The organism is Mumia sp. ZJ1417, from assembly GCF_014127285.1.
GTDB lineage: Bacteria > Actinomycetota > Actinomycetes > Propionibacteriales > Nocardioidaceae > Mumia.
In genome coordinates, this window is the sequence record NZ_CP059901.1 from 1669730 (window position 1) to 1685630 (window position 15901).

Annotated in this window: 12 protein-coding genes and 1 tRNA gene; 5 read left to right on the forward strand and 8 right to left on the reverse strand. The window is 68.8% G+C overall.

The window, feature by feature from the left end; translation table 11 throughout:
* Positions 1-18: 18 nt before the first annotated feature.
* The 3 genes from gltB (at position 19) to pyk (ending at position 7632) form a co-directional block, all read left to right on the forward strand.
* Positions 19-4542, forward strand: a complete 4524-nt coding sequence (gltB, locus tag H4N58_RS08075) for a glutamate synthase large subunit (RefSeq protein WP_167008512.1) — start codon at positions 19-21, stop codon at positions 4540-4542.
* Positions 4535-6001 (forward strand): glutamate synthase subunit beta, encoded by a 1467-nt coding sequence (locus tag H4N58_RS08080; RefSeq protein WP_167008515.1) that lies wholly within the window; start codon positions 4535-4537, stop codon positions 5999-6001. The genes gltB and H4N58_RS08080 overlap by 8 nt, the downstream gene beginning before the upstream one ends.
* A 173-nt stretch (positions 6002-6174) precedes the next feature.
* Positions 6175-7632 (forward strand): pyruvate kinase, encoded by a 1458-nt coding sequence (gene pyk / locus H4N58_RS08085; RefSeq protein WP_167008518.1) that lies wholly within the window; start codon positions 6175-6177, stop codon positions 7630-7632.
* A 120-nt stretch (positions 7633-7752) separates the two neighbouring features.
* On the opposite strand, the gene H4N58_RS08090 is transcribed toward pyk, so the two are convergent.
* The 6 genes from H4N58_RS08090 to H4N58_RS08115 form a co-directional block, all read right to left on the reverse strand.
* Complete coding sequence (locus H4N58_RS08090) at positions 7753-8460, reverse strand: ABC transporter ATP-binding protein (protein ID WP_208322542.1); 708 nt, start codon at positions 8458-8460, stop codon at positions 7753-7755.
* Between the two features lie 7 nt (positions 8461-8467).
* Positions 8468-9247, reverse strand: coding sequence for an ABC transporter ATP-binding protein (locus tag H4N58_RS08095; protein ID WP_208322543.1), 780 nt, complete (start codon positions 9245-9247; stop codon positions 8468-8470).
* A gap of 92 nt (positions 9248-9339) precedes the next feature.
* The gene (locus H4N58_RS08100) at positions 9340-10515 is read right to left on the reverse strand and encodes a branched-chain amino acid ABC transporter permease (protein ID WP_167008527.1); all 1176 of its coding nucleotides are present in this window, start codon (positions 10513-10515) and stop codon (positions 9340-9342) included.
* A complete protein-coding gene (locus H4N58_RS08105; RefSeq protein ID WP_208322516.1) occupies positions 10512-11486 on the reverse strand; it encodes a branched-chain amino acid ABC transporter permease in 975 nt (324 codons plus the stop codon). The genes H4N58_RS08100 and H4N58_RS08105 overlap by 4 nt, the downstream gene beginning before the upstream one ends.
* Before the next feature lie 81 nt (positions 11487-11567).
* Positions 11568-12785, reverse strand: a complete 1218-nt coding sequence (locus H4N58_RS08110; protein WP_167008530.1) for a branched-chain amino acid ABC transporter substrate-binding protein — start codon at positions 12783-12785, stop codon at positions 11568-11570.
* A gap of 252 nt (positions 12786-13037) precedes the next feature.
* Positions 13038-13120, reverse strand: a tRNA-Leu gene (locus H4N58_RS08115).
* Between the two features lie 39 nt (positions 13121-13159).
* Here H4N58_RS08115 and H4N58_RS08120 point away from each other — a divergent pair.
* A complete protein-coding gene (locus H4N58_RS08120; protein ID WP_243845173.1) occupies positions 13160-13810 on the forward strand; it encodes an ANTAR domain-containing response regulator in 651 nt (216 codons plus the stop codon).
* 76 nt (positions 13811-13886) lie between these two features.
* On the opposite strand, the gene H4N58_RS08125 is transcribed toward H4N58_RS08120, so the two are convergent.
* Both H4N58_RS08125 and H4N58_RS08130 read right to left on the reverse strand, forming a co-directional pair.
* Positions 13887-14075, reverse strand: coding sequence for a hypothetical protein (locus H4N58_RS08125; RefSeq protein WP_167251877.1), 189 nt, complete (start codon positions 14073-14075; stop codon positions 13887-13889).
* 349 nt (positions 14076-14424) lie between these two features.
* Positions 14425-15171 (reverse strand): DUF554 domain-containing protein, encoded by a 747-nt coding sequence (locus tag H4N58_RS08130; protein WP_167008533.1) that lies wholly within the window; start codon positions 15169-15171, stop codon positions 14425-14427.
* A gap of 108 nt (positions 15172-15279) precedes the next feature.
* Between H4N58_RS08130 and H4N58_RS08135 the strand changes: the two genes are divergently transcribed.
* Positions 15280-15879 carry a GNAT family N-acetyltransferase gene (locus H4N58_RS08135; RefSeq protein ID WP_243843151.1) on the forward strand — a complete coding sequence of 200 codons (600 nt, stop codon included), beginning with the start codon at positions 15280-15282 and terminating at the stop codon, positions 15877-15879.
* The last annotated feature ends 22 nt before the right edge of the window (positions 15880-15901 follow it).

The window sequence follows — 15901 nt, forward strand, 5'->3', positions numbered from 1 at the left end:
GACGACGGGAGAAGCGGCATGCGCGGGATTCCCCCAGCTCAAGGCCTTTACTCCGGCGAGGACGAGCACGACGCCTGTGGCGTCGCCTTCGTCGCGACCCTGACGGGCCAGGCCACCCATGAGATCGTCGCGCAGGGCCTGACCGCCCTGCGCAACCTTGACCACCGCGGTGCCGTGGGCGCGGAGGTCGACTCCGGCGACGGTGCCGGCATCCTCATCCAGGTGCCTGACGCGTTCCTGCGTGACGTGGTCGACTTCGTGCTGCCTGAGGCCGGCTGTTATGCGGTCGGGATCGGCTTCCTGCCGGTCGACACGGACGCGGCGGCGACAGCCCGCAAGGCCGTCGAGGCGCTCGCGGCCGAGGAGGGCCTCGAGGTCCTCGGATGGCGCGAGGTGCCGATCGATCCGATGATCCTCGGCTCGACCGCGCGCGGCGCGATGCCGTCGTTCGCCCAGCTCTTCGTCGCCGACGCGGCCGGTGAGCGTGCGGGAATCGCCCTCGACCGGGTGACGTTCGCGCTGCGCAAGCGCGCCGAGCACGAGCTCGACGTCTACTTCCCGTCGCTGTCCGCGCGCACGCTCACCTACAAGGGCATGCTGACGACCGACCAGCTCGACAACTTCTTCGCCGACCTCACCGATCCCCGGATCGCATCGGCGCTCGCGGTCGTGCACAGCCGGTTCTCGACCAACACCTTCCCGAGCTGGCCGCTCGCTCACCCGTTCCGCTTCATCGCGCACAACGGCGAGATCAACACCGCGCGCGGCAACCGCAACTGGATGCGGGCGCGTGAGGCGCTGCTCGAGTCCGACCTGATCCCCGGCGACCTGACGCGACTCTTCCCGATCGTCGACCCGGAGGACTCCGACTCGGCGTCGTTCGACGAGGCGCTCGAGCTGCTGCACCTCGGCGGTCGCAGCCTCCCTCACGCCGTGATGATGATGATCCCGGAGGCGTGGGAGAACAACCCCGAGATGGACCCGAAGCTGCGGGCCTTCTATGAGTTCCACTCCACGATGATGGAGCCCTGGGACGGACCGGCCTGCGTCGTCTTCACCGACGGCACCCAGATCGGGGCGGTGCTCGACCGCAACGGGCTGCGCCCGGGCCGCTTCTGGCAGACCGAGGACGGGCTCGTCGTGCTCGCCTCCGAGGCCGGCGTCCTCGACCTCGACCCCGCGACGATCGTCCGCAAGGGCCGCCTCGAGCCCGGGCAGATGTTCCTGCTCGACCTCGACGAGCACCGCGTGGTCGGCAACGACGAGATCAAGTCCGCGCTCGCCGGCGACCACCCGTACGAGGAGTGGCTCTACTCGGGCCTGGTCCGGTTCTCGGACCTCCCCGACATCGAGCACGTCGTCCACACCCACGCGTCGGTGACGCGACGCCAGCAGGTCTTCGGCTACACCGAGGAGGAGCTGCGCATCCTCCTCGCGCCGATGGCGCGCACGGGTGCGGAGCCGATCGGCTCGATGGGCACCGACACGCCCATCGCCGTGCTGTCGAACCGCTCACGACTGCTGTTCGACTACTTCAACCAGCTGTTCGCGCAGGTCACGAACCCGCCGCTCGACGCGATCCGCGAGGAGCTCGTCACGTCGCTGCTCAGCACGGTCGGCGCCGAGGGCAACCTGCTCGACGCGACGCCGGCGTCGTGCCGCCAGCTGCAGATGTCCTTCCCGGTGATCACCAACGACGAGCTGGCCAAGATCCGCCACGTCAACCGGCACGGCAACATGCCGGGCCTGTCGACGTACGTGGTGCGCGGTCTGTACGAGGTGGGCGGTGGCGCGGACGCGCTGCGCAAGCGCCTCGACGACCTGTGCACCGAGGTCTCCGCCGCGATCGCCGACGGCGCGCGCATCATCGTCCTGTCGGACCGCCACTCCAACCACGAGCTGGCTCCTATCCCGTCGCTGCTGATGACCGGCGCGCTGCACCACCATCTGGTCCGCGAGAAGACCCGCACCCGCGTGGGCCTGCTCGTCGAGACCGGCGACGTCCGCGAGGTGCACCACGTCGCGCTGCTGCTCGGCTACGGCGCGTCGGCGGTCAACCCGTACCTCGCGCTGGAGACGGCCGAGGACCTCGCCCGCAGCGCCGTCTACGTCGACGGAGTCGCACCCGAGAAGGCCGTGGCCAACCTGCGCTACGCGCTCGGCAAGGGCGTGCTCAAGGTGATGTCCAAGATGGGCGTCTCGACGGTCGCCTCGTACACGGGGGCGCAGATCTTCGAGGCCGTCGGCCTGTCCGGCGAGCTCGTCGCCCGCTACTTCACGGGGACGACCTCGCGTCTGGGCGGCATCGACCTCGGCGTCGTCGCGGAGGAGGTGCGGATGCGGCACGCCAAGGCGTACCCGACGTCCGGCATCTCCGCGTCGCGCCGCCAGCTCGACGTCGGCGGCGAGTACCAGTGGCGCCGCGACGGTGCCGAGCACCTGTTCGACCCCGAGACCGTCTTCCGGCTCCAGCACGCGACGCGCGCGGGCCGCTACGACGTCTTCAAGCAGTACACGCAGCGTGTCGACGACCAGTCGGAGCGGCTGATGACGCTGCGTGGGCTCCTCAAGCTCAGGGAGGACGTCCGCCCGGCCGTGCCGATCGACGAGGTCGAGCCGGTCTCCGCGATCGTCAAGCGGTTCTCGACCGGTGCGATGTCGTACGGGTCGATCAGCCAGGAGGCGCACGAGACCCTCGCTATCGCGATGAACCGCCTCGGCGGCAAGTCCAACACCGGCGAGGGTGGCGAGGATCCGGAGCGTCTTTACGACCCGGAGCGTCGCAGCGCGATCAAGCAGGTCGCGTCGGGTCGCTTCGGCGTCACGGCGGAGTACCTCACGAACTCCGACGACATCCAGATCAAGATGGCGCAGGGTGCCAAGCCCGGCGAGGGCGGTCAGCTGCCCGGGCCGAAGGTCTATCCGTGGGTCGCCAAGACGCGTCACTCGACGCCGGGTGTCGGTCTCATCTCGCCGCCGCCGCACCACGACATCTACTCGATCGAGGACCTCAAGCAGCTCATCCACGATCTCAAGAACGCGAACCCGTCCGCGCGGGTCCACGTCAAGCTGGTCGCGGAGGTCGGTGTCGGTACGGTCGCCGCCGGTGTCTCCAAGGCGCACGCGGACGTCGTGCTGATCTCGGGCAACGACGGCGGTACGGGGGCGTCGCCGCTGACGTCGCTCAAGCACGCCGGCGGCCCGTGGGAGCTCGGCCTCGCCGAGACGCAGCAGACGCTGCTGCTCAACGGGCTGCGTGAGCGCATCGTCGTCCAGGCCGACGGGCAGCTCAAGACCGGCCGCGACGTCATCGTGGCGGCGCTGCTCGGTGCCGAGGAGTTCGGCTTCGCGACCGCTCCGCTGGTCGTGTCCGGCTGCATCATGATGCGGGTCTGCCACCTCGACACCTGCCCGGTGGGCGTCGCCACGCAGAACCGTGAGCTGCGCAAGAAGTTCTCGGGCAAGCCGGAGTTCATCGTGAACTTCTTCGAGTACATCGCCGAGGAGGTGCGCGAGCACCTCGCCGCGCTGGGCTTCCGCTCGATCGACGAGGCCGTTGGGCACGTCGAGACGCTCGACTCACGTGAAGCGATCGCGCACTGGAAGGCCAGCGGGCTCGACCTGACGCCGATCCTGCACGTGCCGGCGCTGCCCGAGGGTGCGGCGCTGCACCACACCACCGGCCAGGATCACGGTCTCGAGCGCGCGCTCGACAACGAGCTGATCGCGTTGTCCGCCGACGCGCTCGAGCGTGGCGAGCCGGTGCGGGCGCAGCTGGAGATCCGCAACGTCAACCGCACTGTCGGCACGATGCTCGGCCACGAGGTGACCAAGCGCTACCGCGGCGCGGGTCTGCCTGACGACACGATCGACATCACGTTCACCGGGTCGGCCGGTCAGTCGTTCGGTGCCTTCGTCCCGCGCGGCATCACACTGCGCCTCGAGGGCGACGCGAACGACTACGTCGGCAAGGGCCTGTCGGGCGGGCGGCTGGTGATCCGGCCGTCGCGCGAGGCGGGGTTCGTCGCCGAGGAGCAGATCATCGCCGGCAACGTCATCGGGTACGGCGCGACGAGCGGCGAGATCTTCGTCCGTGGCCGCGCCGGCGAGCGCTTCTGCGTCCGCAACTCCGGTGCGACGGCGGTCGTGGAGGGCGTGGGCGACCACGCGCTCGAGTACATGACCGGCGGGCGCGTCGTGATCCTCGGCGCCACCGGCCGCAACGTCGCGGCGGGCATGAGCGGCGGTGTCGCGTACGTCCTCGATCTCGACCACGACCTGGTCAACCGCGACATGGTCGAGGTCCACGAGGTCGGTGACGCCGACGAGCTCAAGGGGCTCGTCACTCGGCACGCCGAGGAAACCGGATCGGAGGTCGCCCGCACGCTTCTCGCCGACTGGACGACCTCGCTCGTCCGGTTCACCGAGGTCATGCCGGTCGACTACCGCAGGGTGCTGCAGGCGCGTGCCGCAGCCCAGGAGGCCGGTCTCGGCGAGGACGAGACCACCGCAGCGATGATGGAGGCAGCGATCCGTGGCTGATCCGAAGGGTTTCATGAAGACGCCGCGCCAGCTCGCGCCGCGGCGGCCGGTCGGGGAGCGCATCCACGACTGGAACGAGGTCTATCCCGGCACGCCGGGGCGGGCGCTCCTGCCGATCATCACCGAGCAGGCCGGCCGCTGCATGGACTGCGGCATCCCGTTCTGCCACAGCGGCTGCCCGCTCGGCAACCTCATCCCCGAGTGGAACGAGCTCGTCTGGCGTGACGACTGGGAGGCGGCGCTCTCGCGGCTGCACGCGACGAACAACTTCCCGGAGTTCACCGGGCGCCTGTGCCCCGCACCGTGCGAGACGGCGTGCGTCGTCGGCATCAACCGCGAGGCCGTGACCATCAAGAACGTCGAGGTGTCGATCATCGACCGCGCCTGGGATGACGGTCGCGTCACGCCCGAGCCGCCGGAGTGGCTCACGGGCAAGACCGTCGCGGTCATCGGCTCGGGACCGGCTGGTCTCGCGGTCGCCCAGCAGCTCACGCGCGCCGGACACACCGTCGCCGTGTACGAGCGTGACGACGCGCCTGGCGGTCTGCTCCGCTACGGCATCCCGGAGTTCAAGATGGAGAAGTCCGTCCTGGACCGCCGGATCGAGCAGATGACGGCCGAAGGCACCATCTTCCGCAACGGCGTCGCCGTCGGGGTCGACCTGACGGGCGAGCAGCTGCGCGACCGCTACGACGCCGTGGTCCTCGCGACCGGCGCGACCGTACGCCGTGACCTGCCGACCGTCGGGCGCGAGCTCGGCGGCATCCACCAGGCCATGGAGTACCTCCCGCAGGCCAACCGTGTCGCCCGGGGCGAGAGTGTCGACGGCCAGATCACGGCCGAGGGCAAGGACGTCGTCATCATCGGCGGCGGCGACACCGGTGCCGACTGTCTCGGCACCGCCATCCGCCAGCAGGCCCGTTCGATCACGCAGCTGGAGATCATGCCGCGTCCGAGCGAGGAGCGTCCCGGCCACCAGCCGTGGCCGACGTACCCGATGACCTACCGGGTCGCCTCGGCGCACGAGGAGGGCGGCGAGCGTGTCTACGCGGTCTCGACGCAGGAGTTCCTCGGCGACGAGGACGGCCACGTCCGTGCGTTGCGGATGGTCGAGGTCGAGATGGTCGATGGCCGCTTCCAGGAGGTCGAGGGGAGTGTCCGCGAGATCCCGGCACAGCTCGTGCTGCTCGCGATGGGCTTCACCGGCCCGGAGACCGACGGTGTCGTCGCGCAGCTCGGTGCGAGCCTGGACGAGCGGGGCAACGTCGCGCGCGACTCCTCGTACATGACCGACATCGATGGCGTGTTCGCCGCCGGCGACGCGGGCCGTGGGCAGTCGCTGATCGTGTGGGCGCTCGCCGAGGGTCGCGCGTGCGCGGCCGGCGTCGACGCCTATCTCAACGGCTCGACCAACCTGCCTGCGCCGATCCTCCCCACGGAGCGTCCGCTCGTCGTCTGACGCCGTCCGCGTTGTGAAAGCAATCTGCCCCTTTCCGACCTCGGAAAGGGGCAGATTGCTTTCACAACGCGGACGGGTGGGGGCGTCCCACCCTTCGAGAAATTCTGCTGACGAAACAACAAACTTCGTGGGTCGGGTCGCGCACGTCCGGCCACGCGTTCTAGGGTTGACGGGTGCGTAGAGCAAAGATCGTCTGCACCATTGGTCCCGCCGTCTGGTCCGAGGAGAAGATCCTCGAGCTTGCCCGCGCGGGCATGAACGTCGCCCGCCTCAACCTCAGCCACGGTGACCACGCGACCCACGACCGCTCGTACGAGTGGACGCGGCACGCGGCGGAGGTGCTCGGCGAGCCCATCGCGGTGCTGGCCGACCTCCAGGGCCCCAAGATCCGGCTCGGCAGGTTCGCGTCGGGGCCCGTCCCGCTCGCTGTCGGGGACGTCTTCACCATCACGACGCAGGACGTGCCTGGCGACAGCGAGCGCTGCTCGACGACGTACGACGGCCTGCCCGGGGATGTGAAGCCGGGCGACACGATCCTCATCGACGACGGCAAGGTACGGCTGCGCGCCACGGAGGTCACCGAGACCGACGTTGTCACCGTGTGCGAGGTCCCCGGCGTGCTCAGCAACAACAAGGGCATCAACCTTCCCGGTGTGAACGTCAGCGTGCCCGCGCTGTCACAGAAGGACCGCGACGACCTCCGCTGGGCCCTGCGCACCGGCGTCGACTTCATCGCGTTGTCGTTCGTCCGTCGGGGTGCCGATGTCGACGACGTCCACGCGATCATGGATGAAGAGGGCGTACGCCGCCCGGTCATCGCCAAGATCGAGAAGCCGCAGGCGGTGGAGAACCTCGACGAGATCATGAACGCCTTCGACGGTGTGATGGTCGCGCGCGGCGACCTCGGCGTCGAGCTGCCGCTCGAGGACGTCCCGGTCGTCCAGAAGCTGATCGTCGAGAAGGCGCGACGCAACGCCAAGCCGGTGATTGTCGCGACCCAGATGCTCGAGTCGATGATCTCGGCTCCGCGCCCGACTCGTGCCGAGGCCTCTGACGTCGCCAACGCCGTGCTCGACGGCGCCGATGCCGTGATGCTCTCCGGCGAGACCAGCGTGGGGGAGTACCCCATGGAGACGGTGCGCACGATGGCGCGCATCGTCGAGAGCACCGAGGAGCACGGCCTGCCGCGCATGGCCGCGTACCACTGGAACCCCAAGACCCGCAGCGGCGTGATCGGCCGCGCGGCGTCCGAGGTGGCCCAGGCCGTCGGTGCGAAGTTCCTCTGCGCCTTCACGACCTCGGGCGACAGCGCGCGCCGGATGACTCGCTACCGCTCGACCGTGCCGGTCCTGGCGTTCACCCCCGACCCGGTCGTACGCAACCAGCTCGCGCTTTCGTGGGGCGTGCAGTCGTTCCTCGTCCCGGAGGTCGAGCACACGGACATGATGGTGCTCCAGGTCGACCGGGCGCTGCTCGAGATCGCGTTGTGTGCCGAGGGCGACGAGGTGGTCATCGTCGCCGGCAGCCCCCCGGGGATCCCTGGCTCGACCAACGCGCTGCGCGTCCACCGGATGGGTGACGCGATCAAGGGCATCTCCCCGGCGTACTCGACGCGCCTGGTGCGCGACTGACGCCAGACTCGGACCACCAGGCCCTTTGCATGGGGCCCCACGCAAACGTCGCGCCCCACCTGAATGAACAGGTGGGGCGCGACGTTTGCCTTGGGGGAGTGACCCCCGTACGGCGAGGCGTCAGGCAACGCCGAGGTAGGCCTCCTTGACCGCGGGATCCGCGAGCAGCTCCGCACCGGTGCCGGACCGCGTGATGCGACCCGTCTCCAGCACGTACGCACGGTCGGCGCGGCTGAGCGCCTGGTTGGCGTTCTGCTCGACGAGGAGGACCGTGATGCCCTGCTCGTTGACCTGCGAGATGATCGAGAAGATCTGGCGGATGAACTGCGGCGCCAGACCCATCGAGGGCTCGTCGAGGAGAAGGACCTTCGGTCGGCCCATGAGGGCACGTCCGATCGCGAGCATCTGCTGCTCACCGCCCGACAGCGTGCCGCCGGCCTGCGCTTCGCGCTCCTTGAGACGGGGGAACAGCTCGAACACCCTGTCGAAGCTCTCGTCGACGGTCGTCCGGCCCTTGAGCGCGTACGTGCCCATCTCGAGGTTCTCGCGGACCGTCATCGCCGGGAAGATGCCTCGGCCCTCGGGAGTCAGCGAGATGCCGCGGACGACACGCTTGTGCCCGGCGAGCTTGGAGATGTCCTCGCCCTCGAACGTCACGCTGCCGGACGACAGGCTGAGCAGTCCGGCGAGGGCGCGCATCGTCGTCGTCTTGCCGGCACCGTTGGCGCCGATGAGAGTCACGATCTCACCCTCGTTGACGGTCAATGAGATGCCGTGCAGCGCCTGGATGCGGCCGTAGTGGACAGAGACGTCGTTGATCTCGAGCAACGCCACGTCAGTCTTCCTCTCCGAGGTAGGCAGCGATGACCGTCGGGTCGTTGCGGATGTCTTTGGGGAGCCCGTCGGCGATCTTCTTGCCGAACTCCAGGACCACGATCCGGTCGGTCACGCCCATCACGAGCCGCATGTCGTGCTCGATGAGCAGCACCGTGTAGCCGTCCGCGCGGATCGTGCGGATGAGCTCCATGAGCTCTTCCTTCTCCGCAGGGTTGAAGCCGGCCGCAGGCTCGTCGAGGCACAGCAGCTTCGGGTCCGTCGCGAGTGCACGCGCGATCTCGAGGCGGCGCTGGTAGCCGTAAGGAAGCCCGCTCGCCTGGACGACCGCCTTGTCGGCGATCCCGACGAACTCCAGCAGCGCCATGCCGCGATCGATGGCTTCCTTTTCCTCGCGGTAGAGCCGCGGGGTGCGGAAGAGCGACCCCCAGACGCCCGTCTTGTGGCGGGCGTCGAGGCCTACCACGACGTTCTCGAGCGCCGTCATCTCACCGAAGAGACGCACGTTCTGGAACGTGCGGGCGATGCCGCGGCGGGTGATCTTGTGCTGCTTGCTGCGCCCGATCGGCTCGTTCTCGAGGAGGACCTGGCCCGAGCTCGGACGGTAGACGCCGGTCATCGCGTTGAAGCACGTCGTCTTGCCGGCACCGTTCGGGCCGATGAGCCCGAGGATCTCGCCGCGCTTGATGTCGAACGAGACGTCGTCGAGCGCGGTCAGACCACCGAAGCGGACCGTGAGGTTCCGAATCTCGACCAGCTTGTCGCCGACGTCGACAGCGATCTCGCGCTCCGCGGCAGCGAGCTGCGCTACCTCAGAGTCGAGCGGCGGAGGCGCATCCGGCTTCGGCGTCGCCGGGGGACTGGGGTGCTCGGTCACTTGCCGGCCTCCTTCGCGACGGGTGCGGACGTCGGTGCGTTGGCGAGGTTGGCGATCCGTTTGTGCGCACGCCGTTCGAACGTGAGCAGGTGCGGACGCTTCCCGAACAGCCCCTGCGGACGGAAGATCATCAGAACGACGAGCACGGCACCGAAGATGAGGTACTTGTACTCGGCGATCGCGGTGAACCGCAGCGGGATGTACGCCACGAGCGCGCCGCCGATGATCGCACCGAACTTGTTGCCCTGACCGCCGAGCACGACGGCCACGAGGAACATGATCGACATCTGGACGTCGAAACGCTGGTTGTTGACGAACCCGATCTGGCCGGCCGCGATCGCGCCCGCGGAACCGCCGAGGGCAGCACCGATGCCGAACGCCCACAGCTTGTAGCGGAACGTCGGGACGCCCATGATCTCGGCGGCGTCCTCGTCCTCGCGCAGGGCGATCCAGTTGCGGCCGACGCGGGAGCGCTCGAGGTTGCCGAGCGCGATCATGACGATGATGATCACCGTGATCGTCAGCCAGTACCAGGGGGCGCCCTCGCTGTTGGCGAAGACAGGGTTGCCGTCGGCGTTCTCACCCGGCGGGCGGCCGACGTTTTGGAAGCCGACCTGACCCTTTAGCGCGGGGATGATCGTCGCCAGCAGACGGATGATCTCGCCGAACCCGAGCGTCACGATCGCGAGGTAGTCCCCTCGTAGCCGTAGCGTCGGGATGCCGAGCAGCACGCCGAACACCACCGTGACCATGGCCGCGAGCGGCAGGGTCAGGAGGTAGGGGATGTGGACCATCGTCGAGTCGGGTGACGTCCACAGCGCGGCGACGTAGGCGCCGACTGCGAAGAAGCCGACATAGCCGAGGTCGAGGAGACCGGCCTGGCCGACGACGACGTTGAGGCCGATCGCGACCAGGGCGTAGCGAGCCATCTCGGCACAGGCGAGCGGCCAGTTGTTGCCCGGCTCGGTCGTGAGCAGCGGGATGTTGACCAGGGGCAGCGCGAACGCGGCCGCGACGGCGATCAGCAGGAAGCCCCACTGGCCGACCCGGGGAAGGTGGTTCCACCAGTCCGAGAGGCCCCGGAGGCGGGACGGCTTCGTGGTCTCCTCGACCAGCTCGTCGGCGCGGGCCTGGGACTCCGAGGCCCCGCCCATCGGCGTACCGGTGCTCATGCCCTCACCTTTCCGAGGTTGCTGCCGAGGATGCCCTCCGGCCGGACCATCAGGACGATGATCAGGACCACGAAGCAGACCACGTCGGTCCACTGTGCGCTCCCGAGCAGGATCTGGCCGTAGTTGCCGATCAACCCCAGAAGCAGGCCACCGAGGAGCGCGCCGCGGACGTTTCCGATGCCGCCGAGGACGGCGGCGGTGAACGCCTTGACGCCCAGGACGAAGCCGCCGAGGTAGAGGACGCCCGAGGGCACCTTCATCACGTAGAAGAGCGCGGCCACGCCGGCGAGGAGTCCGCCGATGATGAACGTGCTGATGATGATTCGCTCACGGTTGACGCCCATCAGCGTTGCCGTGTCGGGGTCCTGGGCCACGGCGCGGATGCCGCGCCCGAGCTTGGTGCGCCGGATGAACTGATCGACCAGGATCATCATGAAGATCGCTGCCGTCACGATGAGGATCGAGTCGAAGTAGATCAGGGTCCCGCCGATGTCGAAGATCGCCTTGTTCTCGAACATGATCACCGACGGCTCGGGGTTGGGTCCGCGCCAGACGAAGATCAGGTACTGGATGACGAACGACATACCGATCGCGGAGATCAGGAACACCAGCCGTGGTGCGCCTTTGACGCGCAGGGGTTTGTAGGCGACACGTTCGACGATGAATGCGGTGATCGCCGAGGCCAGCATGCCGAAGATGACGGCGAGCAAGAGGTTCGCGGCGATCTGGTACCACTCGAGGTTGGGCACCGACGGGCCGAAGCCGAGCGACGTGAGGGTGAAGACGATCGCGTACGCACCGACGATGAAGACCTCGGAGTGCGCGAAGTTGATGAGGTTGAGAACGCCGTACACAAGGGTGTAGCCAAGCGCGACGAGCGCGTAGATCCCGCCGAATGTGAGTCCATCGACGGTCGCGCTCCAGAAGTTCGCACCCAGGGCATCCCAGTCGAGCGTGATCCACTGGTCCACTAGGGCTCCTTTTGGGAGTCGGATGAGCAGAGAGGGGGCCCGTCTTGATGAGACGGACCCCCTCCGTTGACAGCTGGCTCGTTACTCGATCACGCCGACCGAGACGATCTTGCCGTCCTGAACCTTGTAGCCGTAAACGGGAAGCTCGGTGAGCTCACCGGTCTCGTCCCACTTGAACTTCTTGCTGATGCCCTGGGCGTCGTAGTTCTTGACCCAGTCCTTCAGCTTCGCGCGGTCCTGGTTGCCGGCGTCGATGCCCGCGAGGAGCACCGTCGTGGCGTCGTAGCCCTCGACCGAGTAGGTGCCCGGAGCAGTGCCGTTCGAGACCTTCTCGTAGGCGTCGGCGAAGCTGGTGATCAGCTCGCCCGGGATGCACGGGCAGGTGAAGTAGGCGTTGCTCGAGGCATCGCCGGCCTGCTTGATGAACTGGTCGTCCTTGACGCCGTCAGGGCCGATGAAGGCGCCCTTGTAGCCCTTGGCCACCAGCTGCTGGTTGAACGGCGCAGCCTCGGCGTAGTAGCCCGAGTAGAACACCGCATCCGGGTTCTCCGCGAGGATCTTGGAGATCGTCGCCGAGAAGTCCTTCTGACCCGTTGTCACCGCGTCGGTGCCGGCGAGGCTGTCGGCGAGCGCCTCGGTGGTCGAGGTGGCGAGGCCGATGCCGTAGTCGGAGTCGTCCTGGACGACGTAGACGCTCTTGGCGCCGATCTTCTCGGCGAGAGTTGGGACGGCCGGGCCCTGGACGTTGTCGTTGCCCAGACCACGGAAGAAGGTCGTCCAGCCGTTGGTCGTCAGCAGCGGGTTGGTCGCCGACGGCGTGATGTGGACGAGGCCGGCCTGCTCGAGGATGTTGCCGGTCGCCTTCGACTCACCGGAGAACGGAAGACCGATGACTCCGATGATGTTCTCGTCGTTGGTCGCCTGCGTCACCGGGCCGGTCGCCTTGTTGGGGTCGCCCTCGGTGTCGAACTTGCGCAGCTGGACCTGGCAGTCCTTGTTGGCCTCGTTGTGCTCGTTGATCGCGAGCTGGACGCCGTTGACGATGTTGATGCCCAGCTGGGCGTTGGGGCCGGTCTCGGCACCGATGTAGGCGAGGGTGGTCGTCGCCGGGCACTCGGCCTTGCCGTCGCCTGCAGGCGTGACGGCGTCCGCAGGAGCCTCGATCGAGGTCTGGACCTCGAGCTCAGGCGCTGTGGAGCTGTTGTCGCTGCCGCCGCCGTCGTCGTCGTTGTTGGCACACCCGGCCAGGGCCAGGGTCAGCGCTGCGGCTACTGCGAGCGCCTTCGTGGAACGAGACACGATGGTGTCCTCCGATTCGTTGGTGCCCGGCCCGTGGATCGTCTCGGGGCGGACGTGCGTCCCAATGCATTAACTGCATCGTTGTAGCACAGCGGCGGTGCTTCCGAACCCCGAAGATTCCAAGCCGTTATGAAACCGGCGCGAAGTTGACGGCATCCGGTTGTACGCGGCAACCGTGCGTGTGAAGAGGACCGTAGCGGACGCAGGTTGCGAAAAGATTTCCGCGGGTGCTGAGTAGCAGCGACCTTGAAGTGCCGGGTGCGGGACTCGAACCCGCACATCCTTTCGGACAGTGGTTTTTGAGACCACCGCGTCTACCATTCCGCCAACCCGGCCCGGCGCGGCGCGTCGAACGCGCGGGATAACCTTCTCACGTGACTTCCGCAGAGAGCACCCCTGGTGCGCGCCCGACCGTGCGCCGTGTCGTCATCGCCGAGGACGAGGCCCTGATCCGTCTGGACCTCGCCGAGATGCTCGCCGAGGAAGGCGTCGAGGTCGTCGGTCAGGCGGCCGACGGCGAGCAGGCCGTCGCCCTTGTGGAGGAGCTGCGACCCGACCTCGTGGTCATGGACGTCAAGATGCCCAAGCTCGACGGCATCTCGGCCGCCGAGCGCATCGCGTCTCAGCGCATCGCGCCCGTCGTCATGCTCACGGCGTTCAGCCAGCGCGAGCTCGTCGAGCGGGCGCGCGACGCCGGCGCCATGGCCTACCTCGTCAAGCCGTTCAGCAAGTCCGACCTCGTCCCCGCGATCGAGATGGCGGTGAGCCGCTTCGCCGAGATCGCCGCCCTGGAGGCGGAGGTCGCGGGACTCGAGGACCGTCTCGAGACGCGTCGGGCCGTCGAGCGCGCCAAGGGGCTCCTCCAGGAGGCGCTCGGGATCACCGAGCCGCAGGCGTTCCGCTGGATCCAGAAGACCGCGATGGACCTGCGCATGTCGATGCGCGCTGTTGCCGAGGGGGTCGTCGACCACGGCCCTGCGCTCGGTGGTGCGGCGGGCGTCGCGGACACGTCCGACGTGCAGTAGCGACCTTCTCCCCGTCCCGTTCGGCGTCACGCCACGCATCGGCGGATGCCCGCTCCTCGCCCGCTCCCGCCCGACCTCACCGCACCTCGTACGCGATGTCCTTCGCGAACGAGGTGGAGGAAGCTCGGCTCGCCCTCCCGACGGCAGCCGGGTCGACGGCGCGACGCGGCATCGGCTGCTCGGGTACGACGAGGGACCGGAGCTCCCGCTCGAGTTCGTGATCGACCAGGACCAGCACCGCGAGCTGGACGGGGTCTTCCTGCACCGGACGCTCGCGTTTCCACCCCTCGACACCGTCGGAGTCACGCCGGCGGCAGCGTTCATCCGGTGCTGCGAGCGGCAACGGCTGATCGACCTCGTCAAGCGTGGCGACTGGTTGTTGCACCGCGGCCACATGGCTCTCGGGGGGCTCGTCGAGCTTGCGACCGAGCAAGCGTGGCGACCGGGTCGGCTCGCGTGCGCTGATGTTGCTGGTGCACCGCCTCCTGCGCGAGCGCGGCTACGACGGTCCGGCGCCCGCCTTCGGTGCGCAGTGGCGTGCGCTGTTCGAGGTGGTTCCCGGGCGTCGTCCGCGCCGTGCGTCCCGACGGCGCGCCCGCGGGGTCCGCAGGCGCTCAGCGCAGCCAGATCACGGACTGCACGAGCACGGGCGCGACGATCAGCGCCGGGAGCATGTCACCCACCGCGATCGGGCGGATGTTGAGCAGCCGCAGGGCGACTCCGATGAGCAGCACGCCACCCGTCGCCGTCAGGGCGATGACGTGCGGCTCGGGCACGAACGAGCCCATGACCGCACCGAGGATCGTGAACCCGCCCTGGATCACACCCACCGCGAGGGCCGACGCCATCACCCCGACGCCGAGCGAGGCGGCGAACGCGATCGCCGCGAATCCGTCGAGCGCCGACTTGAGCAGCAGCTGCTGCGCGCCGCCGCCGAGCCCGTCGGTGATCGACCCGAGGATGGTGAGCGGCCCGACGCAGAAGACCAGCGACGCCGTCATGAATCCTTCGACGAAACGTGCACGCGCCCCCTCGTCGGCGGCACCGCCCATCCGTGCCTGGAGGACGACGCCGACATGCTCGAGGCGGTGCTCGATCCGCAGCAGCGAGCCGATGAACCCGCCGAGGACGACGGCCCCCAGCACGATCAGCACCGGCGCGCTCGGCCCCACGGCGTCGGACAGGAGCCGGTCGGTGACCGCGACGGCCGACAGGGCGGCGATGAGCAGGGTCACGAGCCCGAGGCCGTCGGTGACGACGGCGCGGGTGCGTGCGGGAAGCCGGTGGCCGACCAGGAGCCCGATGCCCGACCCGGCCAGCACTGCGAGCACGTTCACGACCGTCCCAGCCCCGATGAACACTGGCTCTCCTCGGCTCGTCCGGGTGCCGCCCCGACCTTGTGACAGGAGCGCCCACCACGGCGTAGTGTTTCACCCTTGACTCGACCCGAGGGGGGCCTGGTGGCACGTATGCCGCTGGAGGTGCGTGAGGCGGTTCCCGCCGACGCGAAGACACTGATCGACCTCTGGAGGGTGTGCGTGTCGGGAGACCCGGGCACGGCTGAAGCGACCACGATGACGGTGGTTGCCTGGCAAGAGCCCTCGGTCGCCGAGGCCACCGAGGCCCTGGGGCTCCTCGATACCGATGCGCGCCGACGCCTGTGCGTGGCGACGATCGCCGACCAGGTGGTCGGTGCGATCCAGGTCGAGCTGGCCCCGCAGACACCGCTCCACCTGAGCAGCATGGTCATCGTGAGCGAGCTGCACGTCCATCCGCGCTTCCGCCGCCGAGGGATCGCGTCCTCGCTGATGAGCGTCGCCGTCGACTGGGCCGAGGACGCCGGCTCGAGCCTGGTGTACGCGTGGGCGCCGTCCGCCTCCCGCGACGCCCACCGGTTCCTCACGCGGATCGGTTTCGGCCAGTTCGCGACCGTACGCGCAGCCCGGGTGCGGATCCTGCGCGCCCGTGCTGCGGGGCGGGCGAGCGGGCGGAGCACTGGGAGGCTGATCGCGGTGCGTCGCTCCCTGCTCCGTACGCACGACGCGCTGGCCCGGACCGCCCGCGAGTGACCGCCCGCGACCGACGTCACGC

What these genes read in the sequence shown, in the direction of transcription:
- H4N58_RS08135 (WP_243843151.1), top strand. Translation starts at nt 15,280, where the DNA reads ATGCCGCTGGAGGTGCGTGAGGCGGTTCCCGCCGACGCGAAGACACTG.
- H4N58_RS08100 (WP_167008527.1), bottom strand. Translation starts at nt 10,515, where the DNA reads ATGAGCACCGGTACGCCGATGGGCGGGGCCTCGGAGTCCCAGGCCCGC.
- gltB (WP_167008512.1), top strand. Translation starts at nt 19, where the DNA reads ATGCGCGGGATTCCCCCAGCTCAAGGCCTTTACTCCGGCGAGGACGAG.